This window comes from Sphingomonas sp. 2378, assembly GCF_038084995.1.
In the GTDB taxonomy this organism is placed as follows: Bacteria; Pseudomonadota; Alphaproteobacteria; order Sphingomonadales; family Sphingomonadaceae; genus Sphingomonas.
The window spans coordinates 153536-167719 of record NZ_JAXCMJ010000003.1; the positions used below are offsets into that span (position 1 = coordinate 153536).

Annotated in this window: 15 protein-coding genes; 8 read left to right on the forward strand and 7 right to left on the reverse strand. The window is 66.2% G+C overall.

Annotated elements, in window-relative coordinates; translation table 11 throughout:
• Positions 1–25 precede the first annotated feature (25 nt).
• Positions 26–1675: a CTP synthase gene (locus tag SM191_RS02915; RefSeq protein ID WP_341504911.1), complete on the reverse strand. Its 1650-nt coding sequence runs from the start codon at positions 1673–1675 to the stop codon at positions 26–28.
• A 106-nt stretch (positions 1676–1781) separates the two neighbouring features.
• Positions 1782–2150: a preprotein translocase subunit SecG gene (secG, locus tag SM191_RS02920; protein WP_341504913.1), complete on the reverse strand. Its 369-nt coding sequence runs from the start codon at positions 2148–2150 to the stop codon at positions 1782–1784.
• A 366-nt stretch (positions 2151–2516) separates the two neighbouring features.
• Between secG and SM191_RS02925 the strand changes: the two genes are divergently transcribed.
• The 8 genes from SM191_RS02925 (at position 2517) to eda (ending at position 9749) form a co-directional block, all read left to right on the forward strand.
• Positions 2517–2837: a MarR family transcriptional regulator gene (locus tag SM191_RS02925; protein WP_175311482.1), complete on the forward strand. Its 321-nt coding sequence runs from the start codon at positions 2517–2519 to the stop codon at positions 2835–2837.
• 10 nt (positions 2838–2847) lie between these two features.
• Positions 2848–3147: an SH3 domain-containing protein gene (locus SM191_RS02930; RefSeq protein WP_341504914.1), complete on the forward strand. Its 300-nt coding sequence runs from the start codon at positions 2848–2850 to the stop codon at positions 3145–3147.
• The gene (gene argC, locus SM191_RS02935) at positions 3144–4070 is read left to right on the forward strand and encodes an N-acetyl-gamma-glutamyl-phosphate reductase (RefSeq protein WP_341504915.1); all 927 of its coding nucleotides are present in this window, start codon (positions 3144–3146) and stop codon (positions 4068–4070) included. The genes SM191_RS02930 and argC overlap by 4 nt, the downstream gene beginning before the upstream one ends.
• Positions 4071–4079: 9 nt before the next feature.
• Positions 4080–5543, forward strand: coding sequence for a glucose-6-phosphate dehydrogenase (gene zwf, locus SM191_RS02940; protein ID WP_341504916.1), 1464 nt, complete (start codon positions 4080–4082; stop codon positions 5541–5543).
• 94 nt (positions 5544–5637) lie between these two features.
• On the forward strand, positions 5638–6348 hold the full coding sequence (gene pgl, locus SM191_RS02945) for a 6-phosphogluconolactonase (RefSeq protein WP_306999936.1): 711 nt from the start codon (positions 5638–5640) through the stop codon (positions 6346–6348).
• The gene (gene edd, locus SM191_RS02950) at positions 6345–8162 is read left to right on the forward strand and encodes a phosphogluconate dehydratase (protein WP_341504917.1); all 1818 of its coding nucleotides are present in this window, start codon (positions 6345–6347) and stop codon (positions 8160–8162) included. The genes pgl and edd overlap by 4 nt, the downstream gene beginning before the upstream one ends.
• Positions 8163–8181: 19 nt before the next feature.
• Positions 8182–9147, forward strand: coding sequence for a glucokinase (glk, locus tag SM191_RS02955; protein WP_341504918.1), 966 nt, complete (start codon positions 8182–8184; stop codon positions 9145–9147).
• Positions 9144–9749, forward strand: a complete 606-nt coding sequence (gene eda / locus SM191_RS02960) for a bifunctional 4-hydroxy-2-oxoglutarate aldolase/2-dehydro-3-deoxy-phosphogluconate aldolase (protein ID WP_042482810.1) — start codon at positions 9144–9146, stop codon at positions 9747–9749. Before glk ends, eda begins: the two co-directional genes overlap by 4 nt.
• A 292-nt stretch (positions 9750–10041) precedes the next feature.
• Here eda and mltG read toward each other — a convergent pair whose 3' ends face one another.
• The 5 genes from mltG to SM191_RS02985 form a co-directional block, all read right to left on the reverse strand.
• Positions 10042–11010 carry an endolytic transglycosylase MltG gene (mltG, locus tag SM191_RS02965; protein ID WP_341504919.1) on the reverse strand — a complete coding sequence of 323 codons (969 nt, stop codon included), beginning with the start codon at positions 11008–11010 and terminating at the stop codon, positions 10042–10044.
• Between the two features lie 247 nt (positions 11011–11257).
• On the reverse strand, positions 11258–12514 hold the full coding sequence (gene fabF, locus SM191_RS02970; protein ID WP_306999926.1) for a beta-ketoacyl-ACP synthase II: 1257 nt from the start codon (positions 12512–12514) through the stop codon (positions 11258–11260).
• Between the two features lie 122 nt (positions 12515–12636).
• Positions 12637–12873, reverse strand: a complete 237-nt coding sequence (locus tag SM191_RS02975) for an acyl carrier protein (RefSeq protein WP_007403554.1) — start codon at positions 12871–12873, stop codon at positions 12637–12639.
• A 131-nt stretch (positions 12874–13004) separates the two neighbouring features.
• The gene (fabG, locus tag SM191_RS02980; protein ID WP_306999922.1) at positions 13005–13745 is read right to left on the reverse strand and encodes a 3-oxoacyl-[acyl-carrier-protein] reductase; all 741 of its coding nucleotides are present in this window, start codon (positions 13743–13745) and stop codon (positions 13005–13007) included.
• Between the two features lie 2 nt (positions 13746–13747).
• Positions 13748–14176, reverse strand: a complete 429-nt coding sequence (locus SM191_RS02985) for a GxxExxY protein (RefSeq protein ID WP_341504920.1) — start codon at positions 14174–14176, stop codon at positions 13748–13750.
• Positions 14177–14184 lie beyond the last annotated feature (8 nt).

Genomic DNA, 14184 nt, shown 5'->3' on the forward strand with positions numbered 1-14184 from the left:
TTATCAGTGAGGCGGTGCTCTCAAATCACACCAACCGGCTCTGCTTCACCGCCGCTTCGACGAAGCTGGCGAAGAGCGGGTGCGGGTCGAAGGGCTTGGACTTGAGTTCCGGGTGGAACTGCACGCCAACGAACCAGGGATGGTCGGGCCGCTCCACGATCTCGGGCAGTGTACCGTCGGGCGACATGCCGCTGAACACCAGGCCGCCCTTTTCCAGCGCGTCCTTATAGCCGGTATTCACCTCGTAACGGTGACGGTGACGCTCGGAGATATCCTCCCCGCCATAGATCGACGCGACGACGCTGTTGCCCGCCAGCTTCGCCTGATAGGCGCCCAGCCGCATCGTGCCGCCCAAATCGCCGCTCGCCTCGCGCTTCTCCAGACCGTCGCGCCCCATCCACTCGGTGATGAGTCCGACGATCGGCTCGGCGGTGGGGCCGAACTCGGTCGAGGAGGCGTCGGCGATCCCGGCTAGGTTCCGCGCGCCTTCGACGCACGCCATCTGCATCCCGAAGCAGATGCCGAAATAGGGCACACGCCGTTCGCGCGCGAAGCGGACCGCCTCGATCTTGCCTTGCGCCCCGCGCTCGCCGAACGCGCCGGGGACGAGGATGGCGTGGCAGGGTTCGAGTTGCTGCGCGATCTCGCTCTCGTCGCCCTCGAAGAGTTCGGCGTCGATCCAGCGGATATGGACCTTCACCTTGTTGGCGATGCCGCCGTGCACCAGCGCCTCGTTGAGCGACTTGTACGCGTCCTGAAGCCCGACATATTTGCCGACCACACCGATCGTCACTTCGCCTTCCGGGTTGACCAGACGGTCGACGATCTCGGTCCAGCGCGACAGGTCGGGGGCACCCTCGGGCTCGATCCCGAAGGCGCGCAGCACCTCCGAATCGAGACCTTCGGCATGATATTGCAGCGGCACGGCATAGATGCTCTTGGCATCCAGCGCCGGGATGACCGCCGAGGGCGGCACATTGCAGAACAGGCCGATCTTGGCACGATCCGAGGCGGGCAACGGATGCTCGCAGCGGCAGACCAGCACGTCGGGCGACACGCCCAGCGCGGCGATCTCGCGCACCGAATGCTGGGTCGGCTTGGTCTTCAACTCGCCCGCCGCAGCGATATAGGGCACCAGCGTGACGTGGATGCTGATCGACTGGCCCCGGCCGAGTTCGTTCTTCAACTGGCGGATCGCCTCGATGAAGGGGAGCGACTCGATATCGCCGACCGTCCCGCCGATCTCACACAGGACGAAATCCAGGTCCTCGCCATTCTCGTCGACCGTATCGGCCCGCGCGAACGCCTTGATCGCGTCGGTGACGTGCGGAATGACCTGCACCGTCGCGCCCAGATAGTCGCCGCGCCGCTCGCGCTCGATGATCGTCTTGTAGATGCGGCCCGAGGTGACGTTGTCCGACTGGCGCGAGGCCACGCCGGTGAAGCGTTCATAGTGACCCAGGTCGAGATCGGTCTCGGCCCCGTCATCGGTCACATAGACCTCGCCATGCTGATACGGGCTCATCGTGCCCGGATCGACATTGAGATAGGGATCGAACTTGCGGATGCGCACGCGGTAGCCGCGCGCCTGCAAAAGAGCCGCAAGAGAGGCCGCCATGAGGCCTTTGCCGAGCGACGAAACCACGCCGCCGGTGATGAAGATATACCGCGCCATGGGAAGAATCGCCTAGCTTGGATGGGGTGGATACGACAACAGCAAAGATGCGCGCCGCCGTCGATTTGCGGCGGCGCGTTGGCCTAAGCTGTTATGGAGACGAAATTTAGCGTGCGAGCGGAACCGCCGAATTATCGGTCGGCTGTGCCGGTGCCGCGGCGTTGTCCGACGGAACGGGTGCGGGTGCGGGCGCGGTGATCGGCGCCTGAGTCGCGGGCGTGCGCGCCAGCGAGGTATCGATGGCAGGCGCGCCGCGCGTCGCCGCGAGCACGGCCAGCAGGATCGAGAAGCCGACGAACGCCGTCGCCAGCACCGCCGTCGCCCGGCTGAGGAAGTCCGCCGCGCCGCGCGCCGACATCAGCCCCGACGGGCTGCCCCCCATGCCCAGACCGCCGCCTTCCGACTTCTGCATGAGGATCACCGTGACCAGGGTCGCGGCGATAAGAGCGTGGATGACGAGCAGAAATGCGAACATGAGGCGCGTGTGATCCCGATTGAGGGGTGTGCGAAACCGCGCACATAGGCGAGCCGGGGGGCGGGATCAACCATGGGACAGATCGGTAGCCCATTCCCCCCAAGCCAGCTTGAGGAGCAGGACCCTCGCGCCAGCGATGGTTGGGAGGGCAAGTCCGACCGGCCCTGCCCATCCACCACCCCGAGCAAGTTCAGGGAGGAATGGGAATCCCCTGACTCAGGTTGATGACCTTCACGGAACATCAGTGGAAACCACCACCGATAAAGGGCGTTATGACTTCGAAACAACGCCCGGCAAAGCCCGGCTCAGCTATTGGAATCGCCACCCGTGTCCCACCCACACGAAGCTCAGTCGCTGTTGGCCTGGATGAGCGCCCTGGTCGATTATGTCCGTTCGGGCGAGCCCGACCTGACCAATCGGCAGATGGCCTTGCTGCTGGTCGTCTACCTTCGCCCGGGCCCCCATACCGTGCGCGGTTTGGCGCGTGCTTTGAACGTCTCGAAACCCGTCGTCACCCGCGCCTTGAATAGACTAGGAACGCTGGGCTATCTGCGCCGCCAACGCGATGATAGCGACAAGCGTAACATCTTTGTCGCCAGGACACCTGAAGGGGCGGACTTTCTTGAAGAATTCGGACATTTCATCGGCGCTGGCGACGCCCCCGGCCTCCAGCGAGCCAGCGCGTAAGAGTTTTTCGTTGCAGGGTCGCCGCACAGAACTCGACCCGCGCACCCATGCGGTCCGCGCCGATCTGGCCGATGTGCGGCTCGCCGAATACGTGTTCGCGCCCCACTATGCCGCGCCATTGCTTTACACCACCAAAGTTCCGCTCACCTTGCGCGAAGGCCGCCGGTCTGACAGCACGGTGCTGGCGGAATTGACCTCGGGCGAGAGGTTCGAGGTTCTGGAAATCGCGGGCGGTCAGGCTTGGGGGATCGCGACGCATATGGGGCTGGTCGGCTATTGCGATGCCGATGGGCTGGAGCGGGTACAGTGACGAAGACGGTTTTCATCGATGGCGGAGCGGGCACGACCGGGCTGGAGATCGCCGACCGGCTGGCCGGTCGTCCCGACCTGTCGATCCTGACCCTGCCCGATGACCGCCGCAAGGACGCGGATGCCCGGCGCGAGGCGATCAACGATGCCGATTTCGTCATCCTCTGCCTGCCCGACGATGCCGCGCGCGAAGCCGTTTCGCTGATCGCCAACGACCGGACGCGCGTGGTGGATGCCTCCACCGCCCACCGTACCGCGCCCGACTGGGTCTATGGCTTCGCCGAACTGGAGCCCGACCAGGCGGAGCGGATCGCCGAGGCGCGGTTCGTCTCCAATCCCGGCTGCTACCCGACGGGTTTCCTGGCGCTCGTCCGTCCGCTGGTCCGCGCCGGGATCGTTCCGGCGGACTGGCCGATATCGGTCAACGCCGCCTCGGGCTATTCGGGCGGCGGCAAGGCGATGATCGCCGAATATGAAAGCGCCACCAACCGCGCCTTTCGCCCCTATGGCCTGTCGCTGGCGCATAAGCATGCGCCGGAGATGCAGCGCCATTCGGGCCTGACCCACGCCCCGATCTTCGCCCCGGCCGTGGTCGATACCTATCGCGGCATGGTGGTGGAGGTGCCGCTGCCCCTTCATGCCCTGCCCGGCGCGCCGACGCTGGAGACGGTCGCGGCGGTGCTGGCCGACGCCTATGCCGATGGCCGGGTGGTAAGCTTCGCGCCAGGCGACGTCGCGGCGGTGAATATCGAGGAAAATGCCCGTACCGACCGGATGACCTTGCGCCTGTGTGGGAATGCCGCCACGGGTCAGGCTCGACTGATCGCCACGCTCGACAATCTGGGCAAGGGTGCCGGGGGAGCGGCGGTGCAGAATCTGAACATCATGGCCGGGCTCGATCCGACCGCCGGCCTCGTCCTCTAAGGAGACGTCATGACGCGCAATCCCGTTGGCAAGCTGCTGCTGTTCGGCGCGACCGGCGACCTGTCGCAGCGTATGTTGCTGCCATCGCTGTTCAATCTTCACTCCGACGGCCTGCTGCCCGAGGAACTGACGATCACCGGCACCGCCCGCTCCGACCATGACGACGCCAGCTTCCGGGAATTCGCGGAGAAGGCGCTCGACACCTTCCTGCCGGACGACCGCAAGGACGGCGAAAAAATTGCCAGCTTCTTAAATCGATTGCAGTATCAGTCGCTGGACGCCTCCTCGACCGAGGGTTTTCCGGCACTGGCGGAGAAGGTCGGCGACGTATCCAACGGTCTTGCCATCTATCTGTCGACCGCGCCCAGCCTGTTCGAATCGACCATCAAGGGCCTCGAATCGGTCGGCCTGGCGGGCGAGACGGTGCGAATCGGCCTGGAAAAGCCGCTCGGCTACGACCTCGCCTCGTCGAAGGAGATCAACGACGCGGTGGCGTTCGGCTTCCCCGAGGAGCGGACCTTCCGCATCGACCATTATCTGGGCAAGGAAACCGTCCAGAACATCCTGGCGCTGCGTTTCGGCAATTTCTTCTTCGAGCCGATCTGGAACGCGCACGGCATCGACAATGTGCAGATCACCATCGCCGAGACGGTCGGGCTGGAGGATCGCGCGGGCTATTATGAAGGCGCGGGCGCGCTGCGCGACATGGTGCAGAACCATATCCTGCAACTCCTCGCCCTCATCGCGATGGAGCCGCCCGCCCGCTATGACGGCACCGCGATCCGCGACGAGAAGGCCAAGGTCTTCCGCTCGCTGCGCCTGATGACGCCGGAGGAAGTGCCGCACAACACCGTCACCGGCCAATATTCGGACGGTGCGGTCGGCGGCAAGATCGTCGGCTCCTATGCCGACGAACTGGGCAAGCCCTCCAAGACCGAGACCTTCGTCGCGATCAAGGCGCATGTCGACAATTGGCGCTGGCAGGGCGTGCCCTTCTATCTGCGCACCGGCAAGCGCATGGCCGCGCGGCGCTCCGAGATCGCGATCCAGTTCAAGCCCGTCCCGCACTCGATGTTCGCGGGGCGCGGTGGCATCCTTCAGCCCAACACGCTGATCATCCGCCTGCAACCGGAGGAATATATCCAGTTGCTAGTGATGGCGAAGGAGCCAGGCCTCGACCGCGAGGGCCTGCGCCTGCGCGAAGTGCCGCTGAACCTGTCGCTCGACGCCGAGTTCGCCGGCACCCGCCGCCGCATCGCCTATGAGCGGCTGCTGCTCGACCTGATCGAGGGCGACCAGACGCTGTTCGTCCGCCGTGACGAGGTGGAGGCGCAATGGACCTGGATCGATGCGATCCGGGCCGGTTGGGACGCCGCCGATGTGAAGCCCAAATCCTATCCCAGCGGTAGCTGGGGCCCGTCCGCCGCGATTGCGCTGACCGAGCGCGACGGCGTGACCTGGCAGGACGACTGACATACGCGCCTGAACGGCGTGCGATGATCGGCAGGGGCCGTTCGCTGGAAACTGCGGACCGGCCCTGCCCCGAAATATTTCAGGACAGGATGACATGACCGACGAAATCGAATGGTGGGATTATGAAGACACCACCGAAATGGCGGACGCGCTGGCGGGCGACATCCAGTTCATCATCGAAAGCGCGATCGAGGCGCGCGGCGCGGCGGTGATCGCGCTGTCGGGCGGCAAGACGCCGATCCCGGTCTATGAGAAGCTGGCCAAGGCCAAGCTGGACTGGAAGCGGGTGACGATCGTGCCCGCCGACGAGCGGATCGTGCCGCTGGGCGATCCACTGTCCAACGTCACCATGATCGGCAAGATCTTCCTGCCCAAGGGTGCGCGGGTGATGCCGATCGTGCCGCAGGCGACCGAGGATTATAAGGCCGCGGGCCGCTCGGCCGATGCGCTGATGCAGGATCTGCACTGGCCGCTCGATCTGGTGCTGCTGGGCGTGGGCGGCGACGGGCATACCGCCTCGATCTTCCCCGGCCCGGACTATGACGAGGCGCTCAACGGGCCGAAGGAACGCCGCGCGCTGGGCGTCATGCCCGATCCGCTGCCCCCCGAAGCCCCCGTCGCGCGGGTGACGCTCAGCCGCGCCGGGATCGTCTCGGCGCGCTCGATCATGATCGCCATTTCGGGTCCGGCCAAGAAGAAGGTGCTCGAGGACGCGATCAAGCAAGGCGCGTCGTCGCCCTATCCGATCGGTCGCGTGCTGGCCGAGGTCGAACTGCCGATCGACATCCACTGGAGCGAGCAATGAGCCTGAACGCCGCCGTCTCGGCCGTCACCGACCGGGTCATCGAACGCTCGAAGCCCGGACGCCAGGCCTATCTCGACCTGATCGCGCGAGAGGCCGAAACGGCGGTGCGCCGCCCCAATCTGGGCTGCGCCAACCTCGCCCATGCCTATGCCGGGACCGAGGAGGACCGCGACGCCATGAAGGCGGATCGCGGCATGAATATCGGCATCGTGTCGGCCTATAACGACATGCTGTCGGCGCATGCCGTCTATTATCGCTATCCCGAACTGATGAAGGTGTGGGCGCGCGAGGTCGGCGCGACCGCGCAGGTGGCGGGCGGCGTGCCCGCCATGTGCGACGGCGTGACGCAAGGTTACGCTGGCATGGAATTGTCGCTGTTCAGCCGCGACACCATCGCGCTGTCGACGGCGGTCGCGCTGTCCCACGGCACCTTCGAGGGGGCCGCGCTGCTCGGCATCTGCGACAAGATCGTGCCGGGCCTGCTGATGGGCGCACTGCGCTTCGGCCATCTGCCGATGATCCTGGTGCCCGGCGGCCCGATGCCGACCGGCCTGCCCAACAAGCAGAAGGCCGCCGTCCGCGAAGCCTTTGCCGAGGGCAAGGCGGGACGCGACGAACTGCTCGACGCCGAGATCGCCGCCTATCATAGCAAGGGCACCTGCACCTTCTACGGCACCGCCAACACCAACCAGATGATGATGGAGGTGATGGGCCTGCACATGCCGGGCGCCGCCTTCGTCAATCCGGGCACCAAGCTACGCCAGGAACTCAGCCGCGCCGCCGTCCACCGGCTGGCCGCGATCGGACAGCGGGGCGAGGATTACCGGCCGCTGGGGCGCTGTGTCGATGAAAAGGCGATCGTCAACGCGGCGGTCGGCCTGCTCGCGACCGGCGGCTCGACCAACCATTTGATCCACCTGCCCGCCATCGCGCGCGCGGCGGGGATCGTCATCGACTGGGAGGATATGGATCGCCTCTCCGCCGCCGTTCCGCTGATCGCGCGGGTCTATCCCAATGGCTCGGCGGACGTGAACGGGTTCGAGGCGGCGGGCGGCATGCCCTATGTGATCCGCGAACTCCTGTCGGCGGGGCTGCTCCATCGTGACATCCTGACCGTCGCGGGCAAGGATCTGTCGGACTATGGCCAGACCGCCGTGATCGCGGACGACAAGCTGGCCTGGACCCCGGTCGGCGACAGCGGCGACGAGACGATCCTGCGCCCCGCCGCCGCGCCCTTCTCGACCGATGGGGGCATGCGCATCCTGTCGGGCAATCTGGGCCGCGCCTGCATCAAGGTGTCGGCGGTCGAGCGCGAGCGCTGGGTCATCGAGGCCCCTGCCCGCGTCTTCTCCGACCAGTCGGAGGTCCAGGCCGCGTTCAAGGCGGGCGAGCTGGAACGCGACGTGGTCGTCGTGGTCCGCTTCCAGGGCCCCAAGGCCAACGGCATGCCCGAACTCCACAAGCTGACCCCGCCGCTGGGCGTGCTCCAGAACCGGGGCTTCAAGGTGGCGCTGGTCACCGATGGCCGCATGTCGGGGGCGAGCGGCAAGGTGCCCTGCGCCATCCATCTCAGCCCCGAGGCGATTGGCGGCGGTGCGATCGGCCTGATCCGCGATGGCGACATCGTCCGGCTGGACGCGGTCGAGGGGACGCTGAACGCGCTGGTCGATCCGGCCGAATGGGCCTCGCGCCAGTTGGCCGAGACGCCTGCCCCGGTTCAGGGCATGGGCCGCGAATTGTTCGCGCTGTTCCGCCAGGCCGCCGACGAAGCCGAAAAGGGCGCGTCGCCGGTTCTGGCCGGCGCGGGCCTGTAAGAGTTCAGGGGAGGACATCATGGAAATCGTTGCCGTCGACATCGGGGGCACGCATGCGCGCTTCGCGATCGCCGAGGTCGAGGACGGGCGCGTCGTCAAGCTGGGCGAGCCCTGCACGCAGAAGACCGCCGAGCACGCCTCGCTCCAGACCGCGTGGCAAGCGTTCGGGGCGCATCTGGGCCGCCCGCTGCCCAAGGCGGCGTCGCTCGCCATCGCCTCGCCGATCACCGGCGACGTGATCCGCATGACCAACAATCCCTGGGTCATCCGCCCCTCGCTGGTCCCCGAGCGGCTGGGTGCGGACGTCTATACCGTCATCAACGATTTCGGCGCGGTCGGCCATGCCGTGGCGCAGGTGCCGGAGGAGAACTTCCTCCACATCTGCGGCCCCGAGGAGCCGATGACGGACAACGGCGTCGTCACCGTCTGCGGCCCCGGCACGGGCCTTGGCGTCGCACAGGTGCTCATGACGCCCCAGCGTTACCATGTCATCGAAACCGAAGGCGGGCATATGGATTATGCCCCACTGGACGGGATCGAGGATGCGATCCTGAAGCGCCTGCGCCGCACCTATACCCGCGTGTCGTGCGAGCGGATCTGCTCGGGGCCCGGCATCATTGCCATCTATGAGACGCTCGCCTCGCTGGAGGGCCGCGCGGTGCCCAGCCGCGACGACCGCGAAATCTGGACCGAGGCGCTGGACGGCACTGATTCGATCGCGCTCGCCGCGCTCGACCGTTTCTGCCTGGCGCTGGGCGCGGTCGCGGGCGACTTCGCGCTGGCGCAGGGGGCCAAGACCGTCGTGATCGCGGGCGGCCTGGGCTATCGCATCAAGGACAAGCTGCTGCGCTCGGGCTTCGACCAGCGCTTCGTCGCCAAGGGGCGCTTCCAGTCGCTGATGGCGCGCATCCCCGTCAAGCTCATCACCCATCCCCAGCCCGGCCTGTTCGGCGCGGCCGCGGCCTTCGCACAGGAGCATACATGACCGACATCGCCACCATCATGCGCACCAGCGCGGTCATCCCCGTGCTGGTCATCGACGATGCCGCCACCGCCAAGCCTCTCGCCGAGGCACTGGTCGCGGGTGGCCTGAAGGTGCTGGAGGTGACGCTGCGCACCCCCGCCGCGCTGGAGGCCATGGCCGAGATGAAGAAGGTCCCCGGCGCGATCGTCGGCGCAGGCACCGTCGTCAACGAGCAGCAGCTCCGCGACGTGGCGGATGCGGGCGCGGAGTTCATCGTCTCGCCGGGCCTGACCGACCGGCTGGGTGCGGCAGTGATCGAGAGCGGCATCCCCTATCTGCCCGGCATCGCCAATGCGGGCGACATCATGCGCGGGCTCGATCTGGGCCTGACCCATTTCAAGTTCTTCCCGGCCGAGACGAGCGGCGGGCTGAAGGCGTTGAAGGCGCTGGCCGCGCCCTTCTACCAGGCGCGCTTCTGCCCGACCGGCGGCATCACCGAGGCGAGCGCGCCCGACTGGCTGGCCTTCGACCGCGTGCTGTGCGTCGGCGGTAGCTGGGTAACGGGCGGGTCGATGGCCGATGTCGAAGCCAAGGCGCGCGCGGCGGCTGCACTGCGCGGCTAACCCCCAATCCTCCCCAAGCTTTGCTTGGGGAGGAGGTCCGCCCGGCGCAGCCGGGTGGTGGAGGGGCGGTGGGACTGCCACTCCCGCCAGCCCTTGCTGAAAGTCCGGGCCACACCCCTCCACCATCGCTGACGCGATAGTCCCCCTCCCCATCGGAGATGGGAGGACCGGTCAGCGTCCGCCGCGATCACGTCTGGCAAGCGTGAAGTGCCGACAGCGCGGTCTTGGCGGCCGCTTTTCCACTGCCTGTTCGGTCCTCAACGGCAAAGGGCTGCGCGGCGAGTGGCGAACCTTACATTTCCCCGCGCTGGCGGCGGATCGCGTACCATTTGCGCACATTGGCGTTATGCTCCGCCAGCGTGTCGGCAAAGACATGGCCACCCGATCCGTCGGCCACGAAATACAGCGCCTTGCTGTCCGCCGGGTCCAGCACCGCGTCGATCGAGGCGCGGCCGGGATTGGCGATCGGCCCGACCGGCAGGCCGGGGCTGGCATAGGTGTTGTAGCCGTTCTTCGCATGGAGTTCGGACCGCAGGATGCGGCGGCCGAGCGGACGCCCTTTGGTGATCGGATAGATCACGGTCGGATCCGCCTGAAGCGGCATGCCGATGCGCAGACGATTGCCATAAACCGCCGCGACGGTACGCCGCTCGGATGGCTTGCCGGTTTCCTTTTCGACGATCGAGGCCAGGATGATGGCCTGTTCGGGCGAGGTAACCGCGATGCCGGGCTTGCGGTTCGCCCAGGCCTTGGCGAGATAATCCTTCATCGCCTTCTGCATCCGCCCGACCACCGAAGCGCGGGTGTCGCCCTTCTGATAGGCATAGCTGTCGGGCAGGATCGAACCCTCGGCGGGAACGGGCACATCGCCGGTCAGGCCATCGGCGCGCAGCAACGCGTCGTGGACCAGCACCGAGGGATAGCCTTCCGGCACGGGAACCAGCCGCTGGCGGACCTTGCCGTCCTGAAGCAGCGTCAACACGTCCGAGGCGCTGGCCCGTTCGGGAATGGCATATTCGCCCGCCCTGATCGCTCCGCCGCCGCCAAACACCCGCGCATAGAGCCGGAACCGGCTGGCCGAACGGATCGCTCCGGCCTTTTCCAGTTCGTTCGCGGCGCGCGCCAGGCTCGCCCCCTCGGGCACGACGACTGCGAGCGGCTTGGCCGCCGGGCCGCTGCCCGCCCAGTCATGTGCGACCCAGGCGAAGACGGCGATGCCGATCAGCCCCAGCAGCAATCCGATACAGCCGACCTTGCGCATATCTCACCCGGTTTTGACTAGGGCGCTGGGCCCCCGACATGGAACGACCCCGGCGACGATCCGGGTCCGCTTGCGTGTCAGGCCGATGGCGCGGCTTGATCCAGATTGCAACCGGACCCGGACGTCGCCGGGGTCGTTCTTTATAAAGCCTGTCCTCCGTTCGCCCTGAGCGGAGTCGAGGTGCAAGTCCGGAACTCGCCCGCGTCCCTTGGCAACACAACCGCCCCGTCCGAACGGCAAGTGACGTTTAGATCGCCTTCATCACCAGTGAGGCATTGGTCCCGCCGAAGCCGAACGAGTTGTTCAACACCGCCTTCACCTCCCGCTTCCTGGCCTTGTGCGGGACCAGGTCGACGCCTTCGGTCCCCTCGTCCGGGTTGTCGAGGTTCAGCGTCGGCGGCACGATCTGGTCGCGCAGCGCCAGGATGCAGAAGATGCTCTCCACCGCACCGGCCCCGCCCAGCAGATGGCCGATCGCCGATTTGGTGCTCGACATGGACGCGCCCGACAGGTCGTCGCCGAACACGCGCTTGGCCGCGGCCAGTTCGATCGTATCGGCCATGGTCGAGGTGCCATGCGCGTTGATATAGTCGATGTCCGACGGCTCCATGCCCGCCTTGCGCAGCGCCATGCGCATCGCATTCTCCGCGCCCTTGCCCTCGGGATGCGGCGCGGTGACGTGATAGGCGTCGCCCGACAGGCCATAGCCGACAACCTCGGCATAGATCTTCGCGCCGCGCGCCTTGGCGTGCTCATATTCCTCGAGCACGACCACGCCCGCGCCCTCGCCCATCACGAAGCCGTCGCGGCCCTTGTCATAGGGGCGGCTCGCCTCGGTCGGACGGTCGTTCATGCTCATGTTGAGCGCGCGCGCCTGGGCAAAGCCCGCCACGCCCAGCGGGTTGATCGTGCTCTCCGCACCACCCGCCAGCATGATGTCGGCATCGTCGTCGCGGATCATCCGCGCCGCATCGCCGATCGAATGCGCGCCGGTCGAGCAGGCGGTGACGACCGCATGGTTCGGGCCCATCAGGCCATATTTGATGCTGACCTGGCCCGAGATCAGGTTGATCAGGCGACCATGGACGAAATGCGGGCTGACCCGGCCAGGACCGCGCTCATGCAGGTTGACCGACTCGATCTCGATACCCGGCAGACCGCCGATGCCCGAGCCGATCGACACGCCCGCGCGCAGCTTCGTCGCCTCGTCCATCTCGGTCAGGCCCGCATCTTCCAGCGCCTGTCCGGCGGCGTCGATGCCATAGACGATGAAGGGATCCACCTGACGCTGGACCTTATGGTCGACGCGTTTGTCGGGGTCGAAGCCATATTCATGATCCTTGGGCTTCACCTCGCACGCGATGGTGCATTTCTGCCCCGTGGTATCGAAGCGGGTGATCGTTCCCGCGCCGGACTTGCCAGCGATCAGATTGGCCCAGGCCGTTTCCACATCCGCGCCCAACGGCGTGACAAGACCCAATCCGGTTACGACGACGCGCCGCATATTCCACTCCATTCCATAACGAAAACGGCTCCCCGCCCGCTAGTCGGGATCGGGGAGCCGCTTGCAACCTGGCCTGACGGCCCGTTCGGCCTGCGGATCACGCAGGCCGAGTGGCCCCGGAATTAGGCCTTGTTCTCGTCGATATAGGTGATCGCGTCCTTGACGGTCGTGATCTTCTCGGCGGCATCGTCCGGGATTTCGACACCGAACTCTTCCTCGAACGCCATGACGAGCTCGACGATGTCGAGGCTGTCGGCACCGAGGTCGTCGATGAAGCTCGCGTCCTCGGTCACCTTGTCGGCTTCGACGCCGAGATGCTCGACGACGATCTTCTTCACGCGGTCGGCGGTCTCGCTCATGGTAATCCCTTCTCGTAATTCATCGGGGGTTGATACTTGCTGAACGCACGTAGAACGCGCGCCCATGTCTGGCAAGCCCGTCCGGCGACGGACTTGGACCAGGATAGGATCATTCGTGGCAAATACGCCTTTTACAGCATCGCCATGCCGCCATTGACGTGCAGCGTCTGGCCGGTGACATAGCCCGCTTCCTTGGACGCCAGATAGACGACGGCGGCGCCGATATCCTCGCCCTTGCCCAGATCGCCCGCCGGAATGCGGGTGAGCAGTGCGGCCTTCTGCGCCTCGGGCAGCACGTCGGTCATCGCCGAGCGCATGAAGCCCGGCGCGACGCAGTTGACGGTGATGTTGCGGCTGGCCAGTTCCTGGGCCACCGCCTTGGACATGCCGACAAGGCCCGCCTTCGATGCGGCATAGTTCGCCTGCCCCGGATTGCCGGTGGCACCGACGACCGAGGTGATCGAGATGATACGACCGAAACGCGCCTTCATCATCGGCTTGGCGGCGGCGCGGATCAAACGGAACGCGGCCTCCAGATTGACGCGGATCACCTGATCCCACTCCTCGTCCTTCATCCGCATGGTCAGGTTGTCGCGCGTGACGCCCGCATTGTTGACCAGGATGTCGATCTTGCCGCCCAGCGCTTCCACCGCCTGCGGGATCAGCGCGTCGACCGCGACGGGGTCGGACAGGTTGCACGGCACCGCGACATGATCGCCGCCCAGTTCGGCGCGAAATGCCTCCAGCTTGTCGATATTGGAGCCGGACAGCGCCAGCTTCGCCCCCTGCGCCGCCAGCGCCTTCGCCACCGCCGAGCCGAGCCCACCCGATGCGCCGGTCACGAGGGCGGTCATTCCTGTCAGGTCGAACATGCTTATTCTCCGATTCTTTGGTTCACGCGGAGACGCGGAGACGCGGAGGGAGTGTGGGAATTGACGATCCGTCGCACCCCTTCTCTCAGCGTTGCGCCGCCAAAGTTGATCAGCAAACCGACCGGCTGGCCGGTCAGCCTCAAATAGGTCAGCAGCTGCTTGGCATGAGCGGCGGTCAGCCGCTCAACCGATTTGATTTCGACGAGCAAACGCTCATCAACGAGGAGATCGATACGGAAAGCGGCATCGAAGGTCATGCCGTCGAAATGAATGTCTACTGGACGCTGACGGGCGACCCTGAAACCCATCCGGTCCAGCTTGCCCGCCAGAACGGTTTCATAGACGCTTTCCAGCAACCCCGGCCCCAAGTCGCGGTGCATATGCAACGCCACGTCGAGAACGGCTCCACTGATCTCGTCTATATCCCGCATCTCCGCGC